The sequence below is a fragment of the Cupriavidus sp. SS-3 genome (assembly GCF_035818815.1).
GTDB classification, from domain to species: Bacteria; Pseudomonadota; Gammaproteobacteria; order Burkholderiales; family Burkholderiaceae; genus Cupriavidus; species Cupriavidus taiwanensis_C.
Genome location: NZ_JAYLVT010000010.1, coordinates 75,984 through 98,368, shown reverse-complemented (window position 1 = coordinate 98,368; position 22,385 = coordinate 75,984). Strand labels below are relative to the sequence as shown.

General features: G+C 68.5%; 21 protein-coding genes and 1 pseudogene. 14 read left to right on the top strand and 8 right to left on the bottom strand.

What is annotated here, in order from left to right; translation table 11 throughout:
* Positions 1 to 2 precede the first annotated feature (2 nt).
* Positions 3 to 512, bottom strand: a complete 510-nt coding sequence (locus U9J39_RS16970; protein ID WP_116311998.1) for a DUF2938 domain-containing protein — start codon at positions 510 to 512, stop codon at positions 3 to 5.
* A complete protein-coding gene (locus tag U9J39_RS16965; RefSeq protein WP_115707666.1) occupies positions 505 to 1,398 on the bottom strand; it encodes a class I SAM-dependent methyltransferase in 894 nt (297 codons plus the stop codon). Before U9J39_RS16965 ends, U9J39_RS16970 begins: the two co-directional genes overlap by 8 nt.
* A gap of 65 nt (positions 1,399 to 1,463) precedes the next feature.
* On the opposite strand from U9J39_RS16965, the gene U9J39_RS16960 reads away from it, so the two are divergent.
* Complete coding sequence (locus tag U9J39_RS16960) at positions 1,464 to 1,907, top strand: helix-turn-helix domain-containing protein (RefSeq protein WP_116311999.1); 444 nt, start codon at positions 1,464 to 1,466, stop codon at positions 1,905 to 1,907.
* Between the two features lie 12 nt (positions 1,908 to 1,919).
* Here U9J39_RS16960 and U9J39_RS16955 read toward each other — a convergent pair whose 3' ends face one another.
* Positions 1,920 to 3,719, bottom strand: coding sequence for a methyl-accepting chemotaxis protein (locus U9J39_RS16955; RefSeq protein WP_116312000.1), 1,800 nt, complete (start codon positions 3,717 to 3,719; stop codon positions 1,920 to 1,922).
* A gap of 302 nt (positions 3,720 to 4,021) precedes the next feature.
* Here U9J39_RS16955 and U9J39_RS16950 point away from each other — a divergent pair, with 302 nt between their 5' ends.
* The 6 genes and pseudogenes from U9J39_RS16950 to U9J39_RS16925 all read left to right on the top strand — a co-directional run bounded on the left by U9J39_RS16950 (position 4,022) and on the right by U9J39_RS16925 (position 10,906).
* The gene (locus U9J39_RS16950; RefSeq protein ID WP_326347567.1) at positions 4,022 to 5,227 is read left to right on the top strand and encodes a DUF4382 domain-containing protein; all 1,206 of its coding nucleotides are present in this window, start codon (positions 4,022 to 4,024) and stop codon (positions 5,225 to 5,227) included.
* A gap of 152 nt (positions 5,228 to 5,379) precedes the next feature.
* Positions 5,380 to 6,315 carry a DUF72 domain-containing protein gene (locus tag U9J39_RS16945; protein ID WP_116312002.1) on the top strand — a complete coding sequence of 312 codons (936 nt, stop codon included), beginning with the start codon at positions 5,380 to 5,382 and terminating at the stop codon, positions 6,313 to 6,315.
* Between the two features lie 22 nt (positions 6,316 to 6,337).
* Positions 6,338 to 7,747, top strand: coding sequence for an ATP-dependent RNA helicase DbpA (gene dbpA, locus U9J39_RS16940; protein WP_116312003.1), 1,410 nt, complete (start codon positions 6,338 to 6,340; stop codon positions 7,745 to 7,747).
* 155 nt (positions 7,748 to 7,902) lie between these two features.
* Entirely contained in the window at positions 7,903 to 8,343 is a 441-nt protein-coding gene (locus U9J39_RS16935; RefSeq protein ID WP_018006712.1) for a CBS domain-containing protein, read from the top strand.
* A 360-nt stretch (positions 8,344 to 8,703) separates the two neighbouring features.
* Positions 8,704 to 10,193: pseudogene (locus U9J39_RS16930) on the top strand (MDR family MFS transporter).
* An 83-nt stretch (positions 10,194 to 10,276) separates the two neighbouring features.
* Positions 10,277 to 10,906, top strand: a complete 630-nt coding sequence (locus U9J39_RS16925) for a glutathione peroxidase (protein WP_116312005.1) — start codon at positions 10,277 to 10,279, stop codon at positions 10,904 to 10,906.
* A gap of 25 nt (positions 10,907 to 10,931) precedes the next feature.
* On the opposite strand, the gene gstA is transcribed toward U9J39_RS16925, so the two are convergent.
* The 3 genes from gstA to U9J39_RS16910 form a co-directional block, all read right to left on the bottom strand.
* The gene (gene gstA, locus U9J39_RS16920) at positions 10,932 to 11,558 is read right to left on the bottom strand and encodes a glutathione transferase GstA (protein WP_115707682.1); all 627 of its coding nucleotides are present in this window, start codon (positions 11,556 to 11,558) and stop codon (positions 10,932 to 10,934) included.
* A 139-nt stretch (positions 11,559 to 11,697) separates the two neighbouring features.
* On the bottom strand, positions 11,698 to 12,426 hold the full coding sequence (locus tag U9J39_RS16915; RefSeq protein ID WP_116312006.1) for a maleate cis-trans isomerase family protein: 729 nt from the start codon (positions 12,424 to 12,426) through the stop codon (positions 11,698 to 11,700).
* Positions 12,427 to 12,524: 98 nt separating this feature from the next.
* Positions 12,525 to 13,823, bottom strand: a complete 1,299-nt coding sequence (locus U9J39_RS16910) for an MFS transporter (RefSeq protein ID WP_115679065.1) — start codon at positions 13,821 to 13,823, stop codon at positions 12,525 to 12,527.
* A gap of 190 nt (positions 13,824 to 14,013) precedes the next feature.
* Here U9J39_RS16910 and U9J39_RS16905 point away from each other — a divergent pair, with 190 nt between their 5' ends.
* From U9J39_RS16905 to U9J39_RS16895, 3 genes are all read left to right on the top strand, one after another.
* Positions 14,014 to 14,733 (top strand): GntR family transcriptional regulator, encoded by a 720-nt coding sequence (locus U9J39_RS16905; protein WP_172581706.1) that lies wholly within the window; start codon positions 14,014 to 14,016, stop codon positions 14,731 to 14,733.
* A gap of 36 nt (positions 14,734 to 14,769) precedes the next feature.
* Complete coding sequence (locus tag U9J39_RS16900; protein ID WP_116312007.1) at positions 14,770 to 15,618, top strand: fumarylacetoacetate hydrolase family protein; 849 nt, start codon at positions 14,770 to 14,772, stop codon at positions 15,616 to 15,618.
* Between the two features lie 204 nt (positions 15,619 to 15,822).
* Entirely contained in the window at positions 15,823 to 17,067 is a 1,245-nt protein-coding gene (locus tag U9J39_RS16895; protein WP_116312008.1) for a M20 aminoacylase family protein, read from the top strand.
* Between the two features lie 24 nt (positions 17,068 to 17,091).
* On the opposite strand, the gene U9J39_RS16890 is transcribed toward U9J39_RS16895, so the two are convergent.
* On the bottom strand, positions 17,092 to 17,964 hold the full coding sequence (locus U9J39_RS16890; protein WP_198035956.1) for an AraC family transcriptional regulator: 873 nt from the start codon (positions 17,962 to 17,964) through the stop codon (positions 17,092 to 17,094).
* Between the two features lie 127 nt (positions 17,965 to 18,091).
* On the opposite strand from U9J39_RS16890, the gene U9J39_RS16885 reads away from it, so the two are divergent.
* Complete coding sequence (locus U9J39_RS16885) at positions 18,092 to 19,339, top strand: MFS transporter (RefSeq protein ID WP_326347566.1); 1,248 nt, start codon at positions 18,092 to 18,094, stop codon at positions 19,337 to 19,339.
* Between the two features lie 21 nt (positions 19,340 to 19,360).
* On the opposite strand, the gene U9J39_RS16880 is transcribed toward U9J39_RS16885, so the two are convergent.
* On the bottom strand, positions 19,361 to 19,912 hold the full coding sequence (locus U9J39_RS16880) for a MarR family winged helix-turn-helix transcriptional regulator (RefSeq protein ID WP_116377969.1): 552 nt from the start codon (positions 19,910 to 19,912) through the stop codon (positions 19,361 to 19,363).
* Between the two features lie 97 nt (positions 19,913 to 20,009).
* On the opposite strand from U9J39_RS16880, the gene U9J39_RS16875 reads away from it, so the two are divergent.
* The 3 genes from U9J39_RS16875 to U9J39_RS16865 all read left to right on the top strand — a co-directional run bounded on the left by U9J39_RS16875 (position 20,010) and on the right by U9J39_RS16865 (position 22,374).
* Entirely contained in the window at positions 20,010 to 20,921 is a 912-nt protein-coding gene (locus U9J39_RS16875; protein WP_116313211.1) for an EamA family transporter, read from the top strand.
* A 97-nt stretch (positions 20,922 to 21,018) separates the two neighbouring features.
* On the top strand, positions 21,019 to 21,285 hold the full coding sequence (locus U9J39_RS16870; protein ID WP_240987640.1) for a hypothetical protein: 267 nt from the start codon (positions 21,019 to 21,021) through the stop codon (positions 21,283 to 21,285).
* Between the two features lie 99 nt (positions 21,286 to 21,384).
* Positions 21,385 to 22,374, top strand: coding sequence for a Bug family tripartite tricarboxylate transporter substrate binding protein (locus U9J39_RS16865; RefSeq protein WP_115707692.1), 990 nt, complete (start codon positions 21,385 to 21,387; stop codon positions 22,372 to 22,374).
* Positions 22,375 to 22,385: the final 11 nt, after the last annotated feature.

Here is a 22,385-nt window from a genome sequence, read left to right as displayed (position 1 = left end):
GATCAGAGCGACCTCGTCGTAAGGTTCGCCACCCAACCCGCCGCATACATCCCCACCCCAAAAACCGCATGCGTCACCAGGCTATGCACCCGCGCGACATTCGGCCGTGGCATGCGGCTGGCCGCGATGCCAGCGCCCATCGCGGGCTGCATCAGCAGGAAGGGCGCGGCGACGCTGGCGATGCCGACGATCAAGGCTGGTGCCAGCGTCGGCTTGCGCGCCCAGTCCAGCCCCCATAACGCCAGCAGTATCCCCGCGAACGCGATGCCGGTCAGGTAATGCGCGATCCAGCCGATGGCCTGCTCGCCGCGCACCGGTGGCGTGGCGGCGATGGGCCGATGGTGGAAACGTCCACGCGGGACCCAGGCAAGCCAGCGGCCGACCAGGCCATAGTTCAGCGCAGGCAAGCCGAGCAGCCATTTGCGCAGGATGGCCCAGGCATCCATGACCAGCGTGGCGCCGGTGCCGATGACCGTGGCATGGAGCAGCATGGCGGTGGTGTGGTCAGGCATGGTTGGTGTCCCGGCAATTGAGCGGAACAGCCGCGGTCGCGCGCGCCGTGATGGTCCAGCACGCTGCGGTGTAGCGCACGGAATCGCCTTGCACGTAGGGCTCGAACGCGGCGCGCACGGTTGTGGCGACGCGCTCGCGTGTGGTGGCGTCGGCGCCTTGCAGTGCCAGCCCGACCGGGCCGAGACGCGACAGGTAGCCGGCCAGCGCCGGCTCCGGCAGCGTGCAAGTCACGTCGGTCGGTCGGATCTCGATATCGCCCCAGCCGCTCCCTTGCAGGATCGTCGACACGCGCTCGCGCTCGCCGAAGGCAAACTGCCCCGGCGCGCCGGGCTGCCGTGGCGGCAGGTTCGCCAGCAGCGGGGCGGCGGCGCGCTCGGCGGTGGTCATGAAGGGGTTCTCGGCGGCGCTGCGCCAGGCGATGCAGTGCAGCGTGGCGTCCGACGTCGCGGCCCAGCGCAGGTTGGCGAACGCGCGCACCGGGTCGCTGAAGAACATCACGCCCAGGCGCGACACGATCATGTCGAAGCTTGCCGGGGCGAAGGCGTGCTCCTGCGCATCGGCGTGGATAAAGCTTGCGTTGATGCCCTCGCGTTGCGCGCGGGACTGCGCGGCGGCGAGCATCGGCGCGGAAATGTCGATGCCGGTGCAATGGCCTTTCTCACCCAGGCGCCGCGCCAGCGCCAGCGTGGTGCTGCCGGTGCCGCAGCCGACATCGAGGATGCGTTGCGCCGCGGCGTTGCCGGCGGCCTGGACCAGCTGCTCTTCCAGTGGCCGGAACATGTCATCCAGCAGGCCCTGGTGCTCCACCCACGCCTGGCCGGAGGCGCCGTTCCACAGTGCGGCCTGCTCGCCGCCGTTGCTGCTGGTTTGCCGTTGTTCACCCATGGTCGTATCCCCTCGCGTGGCTGGAAGCTACACTGTGCCAGTTCAAGTCGACTTGAGGTCAAGCGGTGACAAGCCTGGATATTGCGGAAGTGGCCCGGCAGGCCGGTGTGCCGGCATCGACGCTGCGCTACTACGAGGAAAAGGGCCTGATCGCATCGATCGGCCGGCGCGGGATGCGGCGCGTGTTCGATGCGGAGGTGCTGGAGCGGCTGGCGCTGATCGCGCTGGGGCGGGCGGCCGGCTTTTCGCTGGACGACATCGCGCGGATGTTCTCGCCGCAGGGCCAGCCGCGCATCGACCGGCAGATGCTGGCCGCCAAGGCGGACGAGCTGGATCGGACCATCCGCAAGCTGACGGCGATGCGCGACGGGCTGCGCCATGCGGCGGTGTGTCCGGCGCCCAGCCATATGGAGTGCCCGACCTTCCGCAGGATCGTGAAGGCCGCGGGCACCGGGGCGATCGGCGGGCGGCGCGAGCGGGTGCCCGTGCCGCCGGGCAAATCGCGATGACGCCCGGGAATCTCAGCCCAGCCTGAACTGCCCCACCGCCCCCGCAAGGCTCCCGGCCTGCGTCTGCAGCGCCGCGGCCGCCGCAGTCGACTGTTCCACCAGCGCCGCGTTCTGCTGCACCATCTGGTCCAGCTGGCTCACCGCCATATTCACCTCTTGAATGCCGCGCGTCTGTTCCATCGTCGCGTGAGTGATCTCGTTGATAATTCCGGTCACTTTCGAGACGTTGCTGACGATCTCGCCCATGGTGTCCCCGGCGCGGCGGACCTGCTCGGAGCCTGAGGCGACGCTGCCCACGGTGGTTTCGATCAGGGTCTTGATCTCGCGCGCGGCCTGGGCGCTGCGCTGGGCCAGCGCGCGCACCTCGCCGGCAACCACGGCGAAGCCCCGGCCCTGGTCGCCGGCGCGCGCGGCTTCGACGGCGGCGTTCAGCGCCAGGATGTTGGTCTGGAAGGCGATGCCCTCGATCACGCCGATGATGTCCGACACCTTGACCGACGCGGTCTCGATCTGCCCCATGGTGCTGATCACTTCGCCGATCACCACGCCGCCGTCGCCGGCCACGCGCGAGGCGGCGGCGACGGACGCGTTGGCGTGCTGCGCCGAACTGGCCGACTGGCCGACGGTGGCGGTGATCTCTTCCATCGATGCGGCGGTCTGCTGCAGGCTGGCGGCGGCGGATTCGGTGCGGCGCGACAGGTCCATGTTGCCGGCGGCGATTTCGTCGGACGCGGCCCGCACCGATTCGCTGGCGTCGCGGATCTGGCGCATGATGGTGCAGAGCTTGTCGGCGAAGGTGTTGAAGGCGCGCGCGATCTGCGCGACCTCGTCGTTGCCGTGCGCGGGCAGGCGCTGGGTCAGGTCGCCGTCGCCGGAGCCGATCGCATTCATGGCGTCGCGCACGGTGGACAGCCCGCGCAGCGACATCGTCGCCACACCCCACACCACCGCCGCGGCCACGCCGGCGATCAGCACCAGCGCGATCACCGACGCGATCAGCACGGAGCGCATGCCGGCGGTGGCCTCGGCCTGGTCCAGCGCGACGATGACCAGCCAGTCGGTGCCGGGGATGGCGCGCGCGCCGAGCAGCTTGGTGCTGCCGTGCACCTCGACTTGCAGCGGCGTCTTCGCACCGGCCAGCGTGGCGAGCTTGTCGGCGCTCAGCGCCGGCACGAGTTCCGTGACCGGCTTGAGCGTGAGCTTGTCGTCGGTGTGGGCGACGATGTCACCGTTCTGCGCCACCAGCATGCCGAAGCTGGCCGGCGACGGATGGATGGCCTTGACGTTGGCGATGACCGTATCCATCGCGACATCGCCGGAGACCACGGCCTGCACGGCGCCGTCGCGCACCACCGGCGCGGCGAACGCCACCACCAGCTTGCCCGTGCCGGCATCGACATAAGGCGGCGTGACCACGGGTTTGCCGGCCGCGGCGGCCTGCCGGTACCACGGGCGGCCGGTAGGGTCGTAGCCGGGCGGGATGCCTTGCGGGTTGGAGAACTTCGCGGTCTTGTCGGCGTAGCCGACGTAGACGTTGGTAAAGCCGCCGGCCTGCGCGATCTGCCTTAGCGCAGCATCGGGTTCGGGCTGCAGCACGGCGTCCTGCAGCGACTCGATCATCCGGCTGTGCGAGGCCACCCAGTCGGCGATGGCGCTGGCGTGGCCGCTCTGCACCGCGGCCAGGCTGCTGTCGATGGCGTCTTCGTTATGGCGATTGGCAACGAACTGGTTCAGTGCCGTGTTGATGGCGAGCGCGGCGACCACGATGGCGACGCACAGGGCCACGATCCGCGCGCGGATGGTAGTGAACATCAAGGGGAATCCTTCGTAAGGAATCGTTGGGGGCGTTTGCAGGGAATCTGCAGGGTGGGATTTCCACCCCGCTGTATACGGAGCGCGCCGCGCCGACTTGAGCAATGTGATGCATGCGCTCGTGATTGCCGGAGTTGACGAAACAATGCAGCGCGAATCGTTGCGATCGCTCAAGGCCTGCTGATCAGTCATGCAGACAATGGAGCGAACTTTTTCACAACGTATTACAAAGATTTACACCGGTTATGCGAACCGCCACATATGCTGCGATCAACCCACAAACAATAAACGGAGAAATTGCCGTGTCATTCCTTGTTAAGAGTTCTGCCCCGTTGCGCCTGCTTACCGTGAGCAGCGTGCTTGCGCTGGCCGCCTGCGGCGGTGGCGGCGGCGGCGACGACGGCTCCGGTCGCGGCACGCTGCAGGTATCGATGACCGATGCGCCGGCCTGCGGTTTCAACAATGTCTTCGTCACCGTCAACAAGGTGCGCGTGCACAGCAGCGCCAGCGCCGAGGCCAGCGCCGGGGGCTGGGTCGATATCGACGTGGTGCCCGCGCGCAGGATCGACCTGCTGTCGCTGACCAACGGCGTGATGACGGTGCTGGGCCAGACCGCACTGCCGGCCGGCGATTACCAGCAGGTGCGCCTGGTGCTGGATGCCAACCGCGGCAGCGGTGCCTCGGCCCTGGCCAATTCGGTGGTGCCCGTTGGTGGCGCAGAGCAGCCGCTCGACACGCCCAGCGCGGTCCAGTCGGGTATCAAGATCAATCGTCCGTTCACGGTGGCGCGCGACACGCTGACCGACCTGGTGCTCGACTTCGACGCCTGCAAGTCGGTGGTGACGCGCGGCAATGGCACCTATGGCCTGAAGCCGGTGGTGACCGCGATCCCCATGACCGTCAGCGGCGAAGTCAACGGCGTGGTGGCCGCGGCCCCCGGTGCGCGGGTCTATGCCGAGCGCAATGGCGTGGTGGTGAAGTCGACCGTGGCGGATGCCAACGGCAGCTTCCGCCTGTCGCCGATCGAGCAAAGCAGCACGGCCGGTCCGGTCGACGTGGTGGTGGTGCCGGGTGCGGCCAACGCCAAGGCGGCGGGCATCGTGCGCGGCGTGCCGGTGGTGGTGGGTACGCCCACGGCGATCTCGACCGCCGCGGCGCCGATGACGCTGCCGGCATCGACCTATCGCCGCGTCTCGGGCGCGGTGGCGCCGGCCTCGGCCGAAGCCACGCTGCGCGCGCTGCAGCTGGTCAGCGGCGGTACCTTTGAAATCGCCGCGACCGCGGCGGCCAGCGATACCGGCGCCTACAGCCTGTTCGCGACCGAACCCGCGCTGCCGGTGGCCGCGCCGGTGATCGGCACCTACCAGGCCGCGCTGCCGATCCCGCTGTCGCCGGATGGCGCCGCGGCAGGCAAGTACAGCATCCAGGCCACCAGCGCCGCGGGTGCCGTGCAGACGCAGCCCGCTGACGTCAATATCGCGGACGTGCTGCTCAATTTCTCGTTCTGAACCCGGGGGATCGGGGAGCGGGGCCGGAAGGGGGCATTGCCCTCTTCCGGTTTTTTTATGGGCGATGGATTTGGCCGCATCGCCACCGCGGCGTTACCGCATCGCGCGGTTTCCCGCTAGACTGCCAGTCTCGCGTCTCGGGAGACCGCGCCATGCCAGCACGCACCGCGGCGAAGGCCGCATCCACGCCTGCCGCAACCTCTGCGGCCGCAACCAAAGCCGCGTCCAGATCCCCATCGACCGTGCCATCGCGCAAGGCCGCCGCGCCGGCCGGGCTGGTGCGCGTCGGCATCGGCGGCTGGAACTACGCGCCGTGGCGCGACAACTTCTATCCCGCCAAATTGCCGCAGGCGCGCGAACTGGCCTATGCCAGCCGGCACCTCAGCGCGATCGAGATCAACAGCACCTATCACGGCACGCAGAAGCGCACCTCGTTTGCCAAGTGGCGCGACGAGACCCCGGATGACTTCGTCTTTGCGGTGAAGGCCTCGCGCTTTGCCACCAACCGCCGCGTGCTGGCGGAGTCCGGCGACTCGATCGCGCGCTTTATCGACAGCGGCATTGCCGAGCTGGGCCGCAAGCTGGGCCCGGTGGTGTGGCAGTTCGCGCCGACCAAGCAATTCGACGCGGAAGACTTCGAGGCCTTCCTGCAATTGCTGCCGGCCTCTGTCGAAGGCGTGACACTGCGCCACGTGCTGGAGGTGCGGCACGACAGTTTCAGGTCGCCGGACTATCTCAGGCTCGCGCGCAAGTACAAGGCCGCCACGGTCTTCACCGATGCGCCGAAATTCCCGTCGATGGCAGACCTGACCGCGGATTTTGTCTACGCGCGGCTGATGGAAAGCAGCGCGAAGCTCAAGGCCGGCTATGGACCGAAGGCGCTCGACCAATGGGCCGCACGCGCGCAGTCGTGGGCGCAAGGCGCGCAGCCGGATGACCTGCCGATGCTCGAGGACCGCAAGCCGGCGGCACGCCAGCGCGAGGTCTTTGTGTTCTTCATCAACGGTGCCAAGGAACGCGCGCCGGCCGCCGCGCAGGCGTTGCTGGAGCGGCTGGGCTGGACGCCGCCCGCTGAAGCGGATGCCTGACCCAGGCTCGCTATAATCCCGCATGAACTCTACCCCCGCCCAGCCGCCAGCCGGCCCCGCTTTCTCCACCCTGCCCTTGTCGCCCGCCATGCTCGCCACCCTGGCGCAGCTCGGCTATGACGAAATGACGCCGATCCAGGCGGCCAGCCTGCCGATCACATTGGCCGGCCAGGACCTGGTGGCGCAGGCCAAGACCGGCAGCGGCAAGACCGCGGCGTTCGGACTGGCGCTGCTGCACCGGCTCGATCCGCGCCGCTTCGACGTGCAGGCCATGGTGCTGTGCCCCACGCGCGAGCTGGCCGACCAGGTCACGCAGGAAATCCGCCGCCTGGCGCGCGCCGAAGAGAACGTCAAGGTGCTGACGCTGTGCGGCGGCGCGCCGATGCGCCCGCAGGTCGACAGCCTGATCCATGGCGCGCATATCGTGGTCGGCACGCCGGGCCGCATCCTGGACCATATCGATCGCGGCAGCCTGGATCTGTCGGCCATCAACACGCTGGTGCTGGACGAGGCCGACCGCATGCTCGACATGGGCTTCTTCGACGATATCGCCTATGTGGCGAGCCGCTGCCCCAGGGACCGGCAGACGCTGCTGTTTTCGGCGACCTACCCGCCCGGCATCGACAAGCTCAGCCACCGCTTCCTGCGCAGCCCGCAGTCGCTCAAGCTGGAGGCCACGCATGACAACAGCACCATCCGCCAGCGCTTCTACGAGGTGGAAGAAAGCGAGCGCCTGAACGCGGTGGGGCGGCTGCTGGACCACTTCCGCCCGGCCAGCACGCTGGCCTTCTGCAATACCAAGGCGCGCTGCCGCGACCTGGTGGAACTGCTGCGCGCGCAGGGCTACCAGGCGCTGGCGCTGCATGGCGAACTGGAACAGCGCGAGCGCGACCAGGTGCTGGTGCAATTTGCCAACCGCAGCTGCTCGGTGCTGGTGGCCACCGACGTGGCGGCGCGCGGGCTCGATATCGCCCAGCTCGAGGCAGTGATCAATGTCGAGATCACGCCCGACCCGGAAGTCCACGTGCACCGCATCGGCCGCACCGGCCGTGCCGACCAGGAGGGCTGGGCCTTCAGCCTGGTCAGCATGGACGAGATGGGGCGCGTGGGCAACCTGGAGCAGCATCACGGCGGCGAGTTCGAATGGCACCCGCTGGCCGAGCTGACGCCGGCCAGCACCGAGCGCCTGCTGGCGCCGATGGTGACGCTGCAGATGCTGGGCGGCCGCAAGGAAAAGATCCGCCCCGGCGACATCCTTGGCGCGCTGACCGGCGAGGCGGGCTTTGCCAAGGAGCAGATCGGCAAGATCAACGTGCTGGAAATGTCCACCTATATCGCCGTCGAGCGCAGCATCGGCCGCGAGGCGGTGAAGCGGCTCAACGCCGGCAAGGTCAAGGGCAAAAAGGTGAAGGTGCGGATGCTGACGGAGTAATGCGCGCGCCCGGTACTGGGAGCGCCACCCCCTTGCTTACAAAGATTAGCGTAAGTCACCCTGTAAGCCCGCGCATTCCTTTGCTACTCTGGTTCCATTGGCAGCAAGCCAGGTAGCGCCAGCCGCATGTTTTCTCGATGGAAAAGGAGTTGGTGATGAAAACCGCACGCCAGGTTCTGGAGTCCAAGCCGAGTCAGGCCATCTACAGCATTCCGCCCACGGCGTCCGTCTACGCCGCGCTGCAGCTGATGGCCGAGAAAGGCATCGGTGCGCTGCTGGTTATCGAGCATGGCGAGATCAAGGGCATCATCAGCGAGCGTGATTACGCGCGCAAGGTGATCCTGATGCAGCGCACCTCGCGCGAGACGCTCGTGCGCGACATCATGACCACCGCGGTCATCTACGTCAGCGCCAACCAGACCACCGACGAATGCATGGCGCTGATGACACGGCACCGGCTGCGCCACCTGCCGGTGATGCAGGGCGACGAGCTGATCGGCATGCTGTCGATCGGCGACCTGGTCAAGGACATCATCTCCGAGCAGCAGTTCATCATCGAACAGCTGGAGCATTACATCACTGGCGGCGGTCGCTAGCGTTTGCATCCGCCTGAAGCAGGGCCGCCTTGCTGCGGCCTGCTTTGTCCCTTGCTTTCACGGCAAGGCAGCAGCGCCGCGCGCGGATCCTGCCGTCCATCCCGATCCTCCGCCAGCACGATATTCGTTGGCCGCATATAATTATGCGTTCGCTGAATTAGGCCACCCGCTCCGGCATCACGCCCCCCTCGCGCGGTTCCCGGCCGAGATTCCCTGCCCTTGACGTTGCTTTCGCCGCACATTGCTGCGGCCTTGTGCTTGCCCATGTCTTCGCCCGCCTCCGCCGGTCCCACCGCGTCCGCTGTCTCGCCATCGCCCAACCTCGCATCCGCCCTGCCCGCGCATGACCATCGCGCGGTGATGCGCGTGATCGGCGGCATCGTGCTGTGCATCCTGCTGGCCGCGCTCGACCAGACCGTGGTGATCCCGGCGGTGCCGGCGATTGCCAATGACCTGAACGGCTTCGGCCACCTGTCGTGGATCGTCACGGCCTACCTGATCGTGTCGACGGTGACGACGCCGCTGTACGGCAAGCTGTCCGACAGCTTCGGGCGGCGGCGCCTGCTGATGGTGGCGATTACGCTGTTCATCGGCGCTTCGGTGGCGTGCGCGCTGGCGCAGACGCTGGGGCAGCTGATCCTGTTCCGCGCGCTGCAGGGCGTGGGCGGCGGCGGGCTGATGTCGCTGGCGCAGGCCGCCATCGCCGACGTGGTGGCGCCGCGCCAGCGTGGGCGCTACCAGGGCTACCTGGCCACGGTATGGGCGGTGGCGTCGATCGCCGGGCCGCTGGTGGGTGGCTGGGTCTCGGACCACATGTCGTGGCGCTGGCTGTTCTGGGTCAACGTGCCGCTGGGCCTGCTGGCGATGTTCATGTGCTACCGCGGCCTGGCCATGCTGCCCGCGCGCGGCGGGCGTGCGCGCGTCGACTGGCTGGGCGCGCTGCTGCTGGCGGTGGCCATCGTCGCCTTCCTGCTGGCGATGAGCTGGGGCGGCGATGTCTACGACTGGCTCTCGCCCGAACTGGGCGCCTGCTGCTGGCCGCCGTCGCGGCCGTGCTGCTGCTGACCTGGCAGGAGCGCCGCGCGGCCGACCCGATGCTGCCGCCGCGCCTGTTCCACAATCGTGCCTATGTGCTGGGCGTGGCCGCGTCGGCGCTGGCGGCGCTCGACATCTTCCTGTGCATCTTCGCCCTGCCCCTGCACTTCCAGCTGGTGCGCGGCGCCGATGCGTCGACCTCCGGCCTGCTGGTGATGCCGTTCCTGCTGGCGACGGTGGCGGGCAACTTCATCGTGGCGTGGCTGGCGCCGCGCGTGGGCCGCCTGCGCGGCATCCTGAGCGCGGGCTATGTTGCCGGCGCGCTGGGCCTGATCGTGCTGGCGCTGGTGACCCCGGCGGTGCCGCTGGCGGTGGTGCTGGCGGCGATGACGCTGGCGGGCGTGGGCCTGGGCATCACCATGGTGGCAACGCTGATGAGCGTGCAGAACGCGCTGGAGCGCCGCGATACCGGCGCCGGCACCGGCGCGCTGCTGGTGCTGCGCTCGCTCGGCAGCGCGCTGGGCGGCGCGCTGGCCGGCACGCTGCTGACGCTGGAATTCCGCCAGGCGCTGGCGGCCTCGGGGGTCACGCAAGCGCTGGACCTGGGCGCGCTGCGCCATGGCAGCGAAGCCTTCGCGCAGCTGTCGCCGTCGGTGCGCGCGGTGCTGGCCGGCGGCGTCGAATCCGGCTTCCACCTGATCTTCGCGGTGGGTGCCGCGGCGGCGGTGCTGGCCTTGCTGATCGTGCGCCGCATGCCGGACGTGGAGCTGCGCAGCAGCGTCACCGAGCACGCCGCCACGCTGGCGATGGACTGACGCGCGGCCGCCTCCGGCTGCCCGCCATCGGCGTAGACCACGCGTACCCGAACCAGCGAGCCGACCACCGGAGCCCCGTTGCCATGAGCCGTCGCCCCCCGCCTTTGCGCCTGTCCGTTCCCCTGGCTGCCGCCCTTGCCGTGGCAGCCGCCAGCGCAGCCCTGTTGCCGGCGCCGCTGCGCGCTGCCGACAAGCCTGCCGCGGCCGCGGTCCCTGCTGCCGCGGGCGCGTGCCCGGCTTCGCTCAACTTCACCTTCCCGCGCCTGCAGGACGATGCGCCGCAGAACCTGTGCCAGTACGCGGGCAAGGTGGTGCTGGTGGTCAATACCGCGAGCTATTGCGGTTTCACGCCGCAGTACGAAGGGCTGGAGGCGCTGTACGCCAAGTACAACGCGCGCGGGCTGGTGGTGCTGGGCTTTCCGTCCAATGACTTCTCGCAGGAGCCGGGCTCGCAGAAAGAGATCGCGGACTTCTGCTACAACACCTACGGCGTCAAGTTCCCGATGCTGGGCAAGTCGCATGTGCGCGGCAGCGACGCCAACCCGATGTACGCGCTGCTGGCGAAGCAGACCGGCACCGCGCCGAAATGGAATTTCTACAAGTACCTGATCGGCCGCGACGGCAAGGTGGTGGCCAGCTACGGCAGCCGCACCACGCCGGACGACAAGGAACTGGTGGCGAAGATCGAATCGCTGCTCGCCGCGCCGCGCTGAGCAGCGATCCTCCGTGCCGCTGGGCTCAGTCGCGCACCAGCCCTTCGGCTCGCATTGCTTCCTGGACTGCGGGCCGCGCGGCAACGCGCGACAGGTATTGCTGCAGCGCCGGGTAGTCGTTCAGCGGCAGCTTCAGGATGCGGGCCCAGCCGACGATGGTGAAGCAGTACGCATCGGCCACCGTGAAGGTGTCGCCCGTCAGGTACTGGCGGGTTTGCAGGTGCTGGTCGAGTTCGGCAAAGCGGCGCTGCAGCTTGGCCTTGCACTCGTCCTGCGTGCTTTGCGCGGTTTCCTTGTGCCACAGCCACGGGCTGAAGACCTTGTGCAATTCCGTCGACACCAGCGTGATCCAGCCGGTGGCGTCAAGGCGCTCGCGGGTGCCGGCCGCGGGCAGCAGCGCGCGTTCGGGTACGAGGTCGGCAATGTACTGCAGCAGCGACGCCACCTCGGTATGGCGCGAGCCGTCGTCCAGCTGCAGCAGCGGCACGTAGCCGCGCGGGTTGATGGTGTAGTAGTCGTCGGTGCCGTGTTCCGGCACGGCCAGCTTGTGGGTGTGCAGGTCGACTTTGGCCAGCGTGACCGGCAGGCCGGCTTCGCGCAGGGCGATATGGACGGCCATCGAGCAGACGCCCGGTGTGTAATAGAGCTTCATCGCGATCCTGTAGTGGTTGCCTGGCCGCCACGCCATGCGGCGACCGTGGAGGCAGTCTAGGATCGGGGCCCTTATGCAGCAATGCGCGTCCGTGCGGACGCGCATTGCAGATCTGCACAGGGCCGGCTGAGGTCCCGGCTTAGTCGACCTCGCGGAACAGGCGGCCCCAGCCGCGCAGCTCGCGCGTATCCACGCCGCAGAGGCGCAGCGACTTCCATACCACCGTGGAAATGGTGTCGTACAGCGGGATGCCGGTCTCGGCTTCCAGTTCTTCGGCCAGGTGCGCGGCGCGCAGGTTGGTGCAGAAGGTGGTGATGGCCTGCGGCTGGTGCTGCGCCAGCCCGCGCACCATCTCGCGGATGGTGTCTTCCTCGACCTCGGCGAAGCTGTAGTTCACGTGCAGGTCCAGGTGGCTCTCGGCCACGCAATGGAAGCCGCTGCGCTCATAGTTGGCGATGATGCGCTGCTGCACGTCGTCCAGATACGGCGTGGCCAGGCCGAAGTTGCGCGCGCCGGTCTTTTCCAGGATCTCGTTGAGCGCCAGCACCGAGGTGGTGGCCGGGATGCCGGTGGCTTCGGTGATCTGTCTGCACAGCGCTTCGTCCTTGTCGAAGCCGAGCCAGCCGGAAGAGGTGCCGTTCCAGGCGATGACGTCTACACGCGCGTCGGCCAGCAGGCTGGCGGCGGCCAGGATCTTGTCGAGGTTGAACTGGCCCAGGGCCTGGTCGCGCAGCGAGATCTCGGTGACGGTGAAGCGCGAGAAATGCGCGCTGACATGGGGCAGGCCGGCGACCATCGCGCTGGTGATGGGTTCGAGCGCGGTGTTGGAAGACGGCGTCAGCATGCCGAGTCGGATTTGCTTGGTCATTTTGCTCTTGTCTCAGGAGTGAGTGCGCGCGCCGGGACGTTGCCGGCGCCTGTCGCGGGATTTCGTCTGTTTGCGGAACTCGGTGATCCGACGGGTCTTCAGACCGGGATCTTAGTCTCGTAGTCGATCGCGGTGGAAGCCAGCAGCAGGCCCACGCCGGCCGCGGCAAAGAACATCAGCGCCAGGAAGTACGAGCCGGTGAACTGCACGATCATGCCGACGATGATCGGCACCGAGATGCCGCCGATATTGCCGCCCAGGTTCATCACGCCACCCAGGAAGCCGACCTTGTTGCGCGTGCCCAGCATCGACGGCACGCACCAGAACAGGCCGCACCAGCGCAGGAAGAACAGCGTGGACGACAGCAGCACGACCACCACCAGCGGGTCGGTGACATAGGCGACCGAGAAGATCGACGCCGTCGCCACCACCGCGGCGATGCCGAACAGCGTGCGCATCACCACGTTGGGCCGGCCGCCGGCTTCCTTCCATTTGTCGGCGATCCAGCCCCCGATCAGTTCGCCGACGAAGCCGCTGAAGAAGATGATGAAGCTGGCGCCGCCCATCTGCTTGATGTCGAAGCCGTGCACCTTGTTCAGGTAGTTGGGCATCCAGGTCAGCAGGCCGTAGAACACGGTGTTGAAGCACATCCAGCCAATTGCCATGCACCACACCGAGCGGTACTTGAAGAAGTCGAGCGAGCGGCCCGACAGGTTGGCCGGCTCGGCGCGGTGTTCATTGGCCAGGGCGTCCTCGATGTAGCGGGCTTCCAGTTCGTTGACGCCGCGGTGCTCGCGCGGGGAATTGCGCACGTAGTACCAGGCCAGCACGCCGGCCAGTACCGTACCCACGCCGGCGACGATAAAGGCCAGTCGCCACGAGTCCAGCGCGGCGATCAGCCAGGTGATGATGATCGCGCCCAGGGCCGCGCCCAGCGGGGCGCCGCCGTCCAGCAGGGTGGCGCCGCGGCCGCGCTCGTTCTGCGTCATCCAGATCGCGTTGAGCTTGCCGCCGGCCGGGTAGATCGGCGCCTCGGCCGCGCCCAGGCCCAGGCGTGTCAGCAGCAGCTGCGTGGCGTTGGTGGTGAAGGCCGCCACGGCCTGGGCAATGCCCCAGAACACGGTGGCGCACGCAATCACGATGCGCGGCTTGTACTTGTCGGCCAGCATGCCGCCCGGTACCTGCATCAGCGCGTAGGTCCAGAAGAAGGAGCTGAGGATCAGGCCCTGCATGGTGGGGCTGAGGTCGAACTCCTTGGCGATCAGCGGCATGGCCACCGACAGCGAGGCGCGATCGATGTAGTTGATCGCGATGAGAAACAGCATCATCAAAAAAATCTTCCAGCGCACCGAGGTCCTGGCCTCGGTCATCACTGTTGCCCGCGTTGTCGTCTGCATGACGGCGTCTCCTGTTTTCGTCCTTTGGTTGAGGCAGTTCTGATGGGGGTGTCGCGCAACAGGCCGGAGTATAGGATACGTAATCTGTAATTACAACGCTCGTAAGTCATTGATTTTACGATGTTGCGGATGCACAATTTCGGGGTGTGGTAGCCTTGCTGTGGTGCATTTCCCCATTTTGGTGACGTCTGTGACACAAACGCTTTCCCCTTCCGCGCGCCTGCGCACGCTCGGCATGTCGGCCGAGATCGCCGCGCGGCTGCGCACCATGATCGAAGAGGGCGAACTGCCGCCCGGTGCGCGCATCGACGAACGGGCCTTCTGCGAGACCTTCGATGTCTCGAAGACGCCGCTGCGCGAGGCGCTGAAGGTGCTGGTGTCCGAGGGACTGGTGCTGCACCGGCAGTACATCGGCTACCGGGTGGCGCCGCTGGACCTGGAAGAACTGCGCGCCACCTTCGAAACCCTGCACGGGCTGGAGGCGCTGGCGGGCGAGTTGGCGGCGCAGCGGCTGGGCGCGGCGGCGATGGCCAAGCTGGAGCGGCGCCACCAGGCCATGATCGATGCCCACGCCGCTGGCCGGCGCACCGACTATTTCCGCATCAACCAGGAGATCCACCAGCTCATCATCGACGGCGCCGCCAACCCGGTGCTGGCCGGCGTCTACGCCACGCTGATGAGCAAGGTGCACCGCGCCCGCGGTGCCGCCAACGCCGATACCCTGCGCTGGCAGGAGTCGCACGAGGAGCACGAGGCCATCATGGCCGCGCTGCGCGAGCCCGGCCGGCCGCGGCTGGCGCAGGTGCTGCGCAGCCATTCCGAGAACACCGCGCGGGAAGTGCTGACCGTGGTGGCGCAGACGCTGGCCGAAGGCAATGCGCGCAACGGCGCGCTCAAGCAATCCGCCTGAACCCCTTCCAAGAACACACACCACCCAACGACGACGATGAAACTGGTTCGAGTAGGCAACCCCGGCGCGGAGCGCCCCGGCATGATCGATGAGGCAGGCCGCGTGCGCGATCTTTCCGCCGTGATCCACGATGTCGATGCGGCGCAGTTGGCGCCGGCCGCGCTGCAGTCGCTGGCCCAGGTCGACCCGCACACCCTGCCGGTCATCGAAGGCGCGCGCTTTGGCGTGCCCTGGACCGGTATCGGCAAGATCGTGGCGATCGGCCTGAACTATGCCGACCACGCCGCCGAAGCCGGCATGCCGCTGCCGGCCGAGCCGATCGTATTCCTCAAGGCCAACAGTTCGCTCAATGGTCCCAACGATGCGGTGATGCTGCCGTTCGGCTCGCACAAGACCGACTGGGAAGTGGAGCTGGGCGTGATCATCGGCACTACTGCGCGCAATGTTTCGCGCGAACAGGCGCTGGAGCATGTGGCCGGCTACTGCGTGGTCAACGATGTCTCGGAGCGCGAATTCCAGATCGAGCGCGGCGGCACCTGGGACAAGGGCAAGGGCTGCGACACCTTCTGCCCGGCCGGCCCGTGGCTGGTGACCCGCGATGAAGTGCCGGACCCGCAGGCGCTGGGCCTGTGGCTGGAGGTCAACGGCGAGCGCGTGCAGCAGGGCACCACCGCGACCATGGTGTTCGACGTGGCCACGCTGGTCAGCTATGTCAGCCGCTTCATGACGCTGCTGCCAGGCGACCTGATCGCGACCGGTACCCCGCCCGGCGTGGGCATGGGCTGCAAGCCGCCGCGCTTCCTGAAAGCCGGCGACACCATGCGCCTGGGCGTGGATAAGCTGGGCGAGCAGGTGCAGCGGGTGGTGGCGTACGGCGAGCGCTGAAGGGGACTGCCGAAAGGGTTCCCCAGCGATACGCTTTCATACAAAGCGTTGGGTTTCCACACAAAGCGTACGATTAGGGCAACAGATCTGGCGCAGAAAGCGGCCCGATTACATGGTTTTACAGGAAATCCGGGGCCTGACGTTTCGCTCGCGTTTTCTGCGTGAAATACTGGTTATACAGGTTTCGCCAGAGAGCAAAACGTCATGTCCGAGCACGCCCCCGAAATCGAGTCTTACCTCGGCGCCACCCTCCAGTCCCCCGCGTCCCCGCTGAAGCGCCGATACTGCGCGCTGGCCGATACCCTCGACAGCCGCGCCGAACTCGAAGCCATCCGGCGCAATATCCACCAGCACCCCGAACTGGCCTTCGACGAGGTCCGCACCGCCGGCCTGGTCGCCACCTTGCTGGAAGGCTGGGGCTACGCGGTCACGCGCGGCGTGGGCGGGACCGGGGTGGTGGGGACGTTGCGCTGCGGCGAAAGTGGCCACAGCGTGGGCATCCGCGCCGACATGGACGCGTTGCCGATCCACGAGCGCACCGCGCTGCCGTACGCCAGCGTCAACGCGGGCCGCATGCACGCCTGTGGCCACGACGGCCATACCGCGATCCTGCTCGGCGCGGCGCGGCAGCTGGCGCGCACGCGCAATTTCAACGGCACCGTGCACCTGATCTTCCAGCCGGCCGAGGAAATCGGCGCCGGCGGCGGTGCCGAGCGCATGCTGGCCGACGGGCTGTTCGAGCGCTTTCCTTGCGATGCCATCTTCGGGCTGCATAACCATCCGGGCGTGGAGCAGGGCACATTCCTGTTCCGTTCCGGTCCGTTCATGGCGGCGTGCGACACCGTCACCATCACCATCCGCGGCAAGGGCGGCCACGCCGCGCGACCGCACCAGTCGGTCGATCCGATCCTGGTGGCAGGCAGCCTGGTGATGGCGCTGCAGTCGGTGGTGTCGCGCTATGTCGATCCGAACGAGACCGCCGTGGTGACGATCGGCACGCTGCACGCCGGCCACGCCCCCAACGTGATCCCCGACCATGCGCGCATGGAACTCAGCGTGCGCTCGTTCAGCCCCGACGTGCGCGCCGCGCTGGAGCACCGCATCCGCCAGCTTGCCACGGCGCACGCCGAAGGCTACGGCGCGGTGGCAGAGATCGATTACGTGCGCGGCTACCCCGTGCTGGTCAACAGCGAGCGCGAGACCGAGTTCGCGCGGCAGGTGGCCGAGGAACTGGTCGGCCCCGGCAAGGTGGTGGACCAGGCCGCGCGCATTGCCGGCAGCGAGGACTTTGCCTACTTCCTGCAACAGCGCCCCGGCTGCTTCGTGCGGCTGGGCAACGGCGCCAACCAGCCGCTGCTGCACAACGCCGGCTATGACTTCAACGACGACAACCTGACCGTCGGCGCGGCCTACTGGACCCGGCTGGTGGAGCGCTACCTGGGCAACTGAGCGCGGCTTCCGCGCTCCGGGGCCTCAACGGAAGAAAGCGCTCGGCGGCACGCCGAACTGCCGCCGGAACATGGTCGCGAACGCGCTCGGGCTGTCGTAGCCCAGGTCCAGCGCCACATCCACCACCTTGCTGCCGGCCGCCAGCTTTTCCAGTGCGGCCAGCAGGCGCGCCTGCTGGCGCCATTGGCCGAAGGTCATGCCGGTTTCGCGCGCAAAGCGGCGCTGGATGGTTTTGGGGTCCAGCCCCAGTTGCGCGCCCCAGTCTGCCAGTGTCAGCGCGGTGTCGGGCGCCTCGGCGATGGCCTCGCAGATCTGCCGCAGGCTGGCATCGACCGGGCGCGGCAGGTGCAGCGGCAGCGACGGCACCAGCATCACTTCATCGAGCAGCAGCCGCATCAGGCGCGCATCGCGCGTGTCGGGCGCGTAGGGCAGGGCGATCTCGACCGCGGCCAGGATCAGCTCGCGCAGCAGCGGCGAGATGCCCAGCACGGTGCAGCGCTGCGGCAGGTCGGGCGCGGCATCGGGGCGGATATAGGCGGTGCGCATCTGCACCCGGCCAACCATGCGGATCCAGTGCGTGGTGCCGCCCGGCATCCACATGCCACGCGTAGGCGGCACGATCCACTGGCCTTCGGCGGTGGCCACCACCATCACGCCATGCACCGCGTGGATCAGTTGCGCATGCGGGTGCTGGTGAGGCTGGGTCACGTGGCCGGGCAGGTAGTCGGCCGCCATCGCTGTGACCGGCAGCGGGCTGCGGTCGAAGCGGAAATAGGGCGGCGGATCGGCGTAGGTATCGCCCAGCGCCAGCGTCTCGGGCGTGGGATCGGGAAGTGGCTGCCGGGATCGGCGGCTGTCGGGGGCCGCGGCGGAAAGAGGGCGGGGGGCGCGCGCCATGTCCTTTTCTCCAAGGTTGCGGACCTATTCTCGCAGGACAGGCGCCGGCGTGCCAGCTAGCATCGGTGCTCAGATCCTTCGTGGCCGGCCTCCCCGCTGGCCGCTTTCCGTTCGTCGAGAGCCGCCAATGAGCACAACCATCGACTCCGCGCCGGCTGGCGCAGCCCCCGCGACCCCCTCGCTTGCTCCGTCCCCGCAGGCGGAACGCACCGGTTTCCGCGTGCTGTCCGCGATCAGCTTCGCCCACTTTCTCAACGACATGATCCAGTCGTTGATCCTGGCGATCTATCCGATGCTGAAGGGCGGCTTCAACCTCAGCTTCACCCAGATCGGGCTGCTGACCATGACCTACCAGGTCACCGCGTCGCTGCTGCAGCCGGTGGTGGGGCTGTACACCGACAAGCATCCCAAGCCGCATTCGCTGGCCGTGGCGATGGCCTTTACGCTGGCCGGCCTGCTACTGCTGTCGGTGGCGCCCAGCTATGGCGTGCTGCTGGTGGCCGCGGCGCTGGTCGGCACGGGTTCGTCGATCTTCCACCCGGAGTCGTCGCGCGTGGCGCGCATGGCGTCGGGCGGGCAGCACGGGCTGGCGCAGTCGATCTTCCAGGTCGGCGGCAACGGCGGCAGCGCCATGGGCCCACTGCTGGCGGCGCTGATCGTGCACCAGCAGGCCAGCCTGGCGTGGTTCTCGCTGGCGGCGCTGGTGGGCATCGTGGTGCTGTGGCGCATCGGCGGCTGGTACGCGCGCCAGCTGGCGCAGGGCGCGCGCAAGCGCAAGGCCTCCGGCGCCTCGGCCAGCCCGGTGGCGACGCGCGTGGTGGTGCGGGCCATGGTGGTGCTGATGGTGCTGGTGTTCTCCAAGTACTTCTACATGGCCAGCCTGACCTCGTACTACACCTTCTACCTGATGGAGCGCTTCGCGCTGGCACGCCAGGACGCGCAGCTGCACCTGTTCCTGTTCCTGTTCGCGGTCGCGGCCGGCACCATCCTGGGCGGCCCGATTGGCGACCGCATCGGCCGCAAGCGCGTGATCTGGGCCTCGATCCTGGGCGTGGCGCCGTTCACGCTGCTGCTGCCGCACGTGGGCCTGTTCTGGACCACGGTGCTGACCTTCATCATCGGCTTTATCCTGGCCTCGGCGTTCTCGGCGATCCTGGTGTTCGCGCAGGAGCTGATCCCCGGCAAGGTCGGCATGGTGTCGGGCCTGTTCTTCGGTTTTGCCTTCGGCATGGGCGGCATCGGCGCCGCGGTGCTGGGCGGCATGGCCGATACGCACGGCATCCGCGCGGTGTACGAGTACTGTGCCTACCTGCCGCTGCTGGGGCTGCTGACGGTATTCCTGCCGGACCTGCGCGAACGCCCGCAGCGCGCCTGAAGCGCAGCTCAGTCGACTGATTTAGTCGCCCGACTTGCCTTCGCCGCCATCGCCGGCGGGCGGCTCGAACATGCGCAGCCAGCGGCGCAGCAGCGCGGCCAGCTGCGCGCGCTCCGTCGCGGTCAGCCCTTCCAGCAGGCGGTGCTCGTTGGCCACGTGCAGCTCCACCGCGTGGTCGACGCGCTCGCGGCCGGCGTCGGTCAGCGCCACCAGCAACCCGCGCCGGTCTTCCGGATTGGGCTCGCGCCGTACCAGCCCGGCCCGCTCGAGGTGATCGAGCCGGTTGGTCATGGTGCCCGAGGTGATCATCAGCGAACCGATCAGCGCGCCTGGCGACAGCGCATAGGGCGGCCCGGCACGCCGCAGCGTCGCCAGCACATCGAACTCCCACGGCTGCAGCCCGGTCGCGCCCAGCGCGGCCTCGATCGCCCGGCCGGTATGGCGATTGAGCCGGCCCAGCCGCCCCAGGATGCCCATCGGCGAGGCATCGAGATCGGGCCGTTCGCGCGCCCATTGGGCGAGGATGCCGTCGACATGGTCGGGCGCGTCTTCGGGTTTGCGGCGGGCGGTCATCAGGGCAGGGGATACAGGTGCAAGGGGTGAGCGAAGTATCTTGACATCAACCGATCGCCTTCGTAAAGTGATTTATCTTGACATCAAGAATATCGACATGAAGGCGAACAGCGTTTCGACGACTGCGGCGGCCGGGCCAGGGTTCCGGGACATCCTGTTGACGGGCCTGGCCCCCGCGATCTGGGGCAGCACTTATCTGGTGACGAGTCAGTGGCTGCCGCCTGGGCAGCCCTTGCTTTCCGGCGTGATCCGGGCGCTGCCGGCCGGCCTGGCGATGCTCGCCATCGGTCGGCAACTGCCGCAGGGCGGGTGGTGGTGGCGCGCGGCGGTACTGGGCGTGCTCAATATCGGCTTCTTCCAGGCGATGCTGTTCATCGCCGCCTACCGCCTGCCGGGCGGCGTGGCGGCCACGGTCGGGGCGATCCAGCCGCTGATCGTGGTGGTGCTGGCGTGGGCCTGGCTGGGCGCGCGGCCGCGCCCCGCCGCGTGGATGGCCGGCGCGGGCGGGCTGCTCGGCGTGGCGCTGCTGGTGCTCGGACCGGCCGCCCGGCTGGATGCCGTCGGCGTCGCTGCGGCGGCTGCGGGAGCGGTGTCGATGGCGGTGGGCACGGTGCTGACGCGGCACTGGCGGCCGCCGGTCTCGCCGCTGGTGCTGACGGCATGGCAGTTGTGCGCGGGCGGGCTGTTCCTGCTGCCGTTCGCGCTGGTGCTGGAACCGCTGCCGGGTCATTTCACGCTGGTCAACTGGCTGGGCTACGCGTGGCTCAGCATCGTCGGCGCCGGTTTCAGCTACGCGCTATGGTTTCGCGGGGTAGGGCGCATGGCGCCGGCGGCGGTGGCGGCGCTGGGCCTGCTCAGTCCGGTCAGCGCCACCGTGCTCGGCTTCCTGGTGCTGGGGCAGGCACTGACCGCGGTGCAGGCGGCCGGCGCGCTGCTGGTGCTGGGCAGCGTGTGGCTTGGCCAGCGCGCGGCGGCACCAGCCACGGTGGCGCGCACGCAGGCGGCCTGATGTCATCCGCGAAGGGTGCTGCTGCCGCGCGGAATTTTGCGGCATCATGGCGGGCACTCAAGTCAGACCTGCCCCGTTTCCGCCGACGCCGCCGACGATGCCAGCCGCCCCAGACCCTTCCACCGCCCCCGCCATGCCGCCCTGCGAGCGCTGCCTGGCGCTGGCCGACGATCCGCGCCGGCGCGAGCCGCCGGCCTGCCTGGCGCTGCGCGGCACGGCCCCGGTGGTGACCCAGAGCGCCGCCGGGGTGCCGTACAGCATGCTGTCGTTCTGCTGCCGCGACTGCGGCACGGGCTGGCGGCTCTATGATCGCGCCAACGAGCTCTTCGTCTCGTGGGTGCCGGAGCGGCCGCTGGAGCGCTGAACGCGCCGCATGATCGGCTAAGATAGCGGCTGTTCCGCGCCGCGCCGGCCCGTTGCCGCCGCGCGGCCGCTTCCGTCGAATCTCTCCCGCTTTCCCATCATGGCCTTCCCCTTCCGCCCGTCGCTGCTGGCCGCAGCGTGCGTCTTCGCTGGCACCGCACTGACCCACGTTACGGCCGCCGCGGCCGACGCCTATCCCAGCCGCCCGATCCGCCTGATCGTCGCCTATCCCACCGGCGGCATCAGCGACACCGTCGCGCGCGCGCTCGGCGAGCGCCTGTCGGCGCAGATGGGCACCTCGGTGGTGGTCGAGAACAAGGCCGGCGCGGGCGGCAGCATCGGCATCGATGCGGTGGCCAAGGCAGCGCCGGACGGCTACACGCTCGGCTTTGCCGCCACCAGCCCGCTGACGCTGAATCCGCACGTCGGCCGCGTCAACTACGATCCGCAGAAGGACGTGGCGCCGGTGATGAGCGTGATGTACTCGCCGGTGCTGGTGGTCGCGACTTCCGCGTTCAGCGGCAAGAGCTTTGCCGACGTGGTCGGCCAGGCCAGCGCCAAACCGGGTTCGGTACGCTGGGCCACGTCGGGCCTGGGCACGGTTGGCCATGTGGTGCTGGAACAGGTCAAGCAGAAATCGAAGGCCGACATCGTGCTGATCCCGTACAAGGGCGCGGGCCAGCAGATGAACGATGCGCTCGGCGGCCAGTTCGAGGTGATGAGCACCAACGCCAGCCCGGTGCTGAGCCAGCATATGCAGGCGGGCCGCCTGCGCGCGCTGGCGGTGGGCGCGCCCAAGCGCCTGGAGAGCCTGCCCGCCGTGCCGACGCTGGCCGAGCTGGGCTACCCCAAGGCCAACCTGACCTCCACCTTCGGTGTGTTCGCGCCGGGCAAGACCCCCGCGGCCATCATCAACCGCCTGAACGCCGAGCTGAACAAGGCGCTGGCAGAGCCGGAAGTGCATGAGCGCCTGCTCAAGGGCGGCGAAGTGCCGACCGGCGGCACGCCGGCGCAGTTTGCCAAGGCCATCCGCGAAGAGTCCGCGGAGAACGCCCGCATCGTCAAGGAAGCCGGCATCAAGGCTGACTGAATCACCCGGCC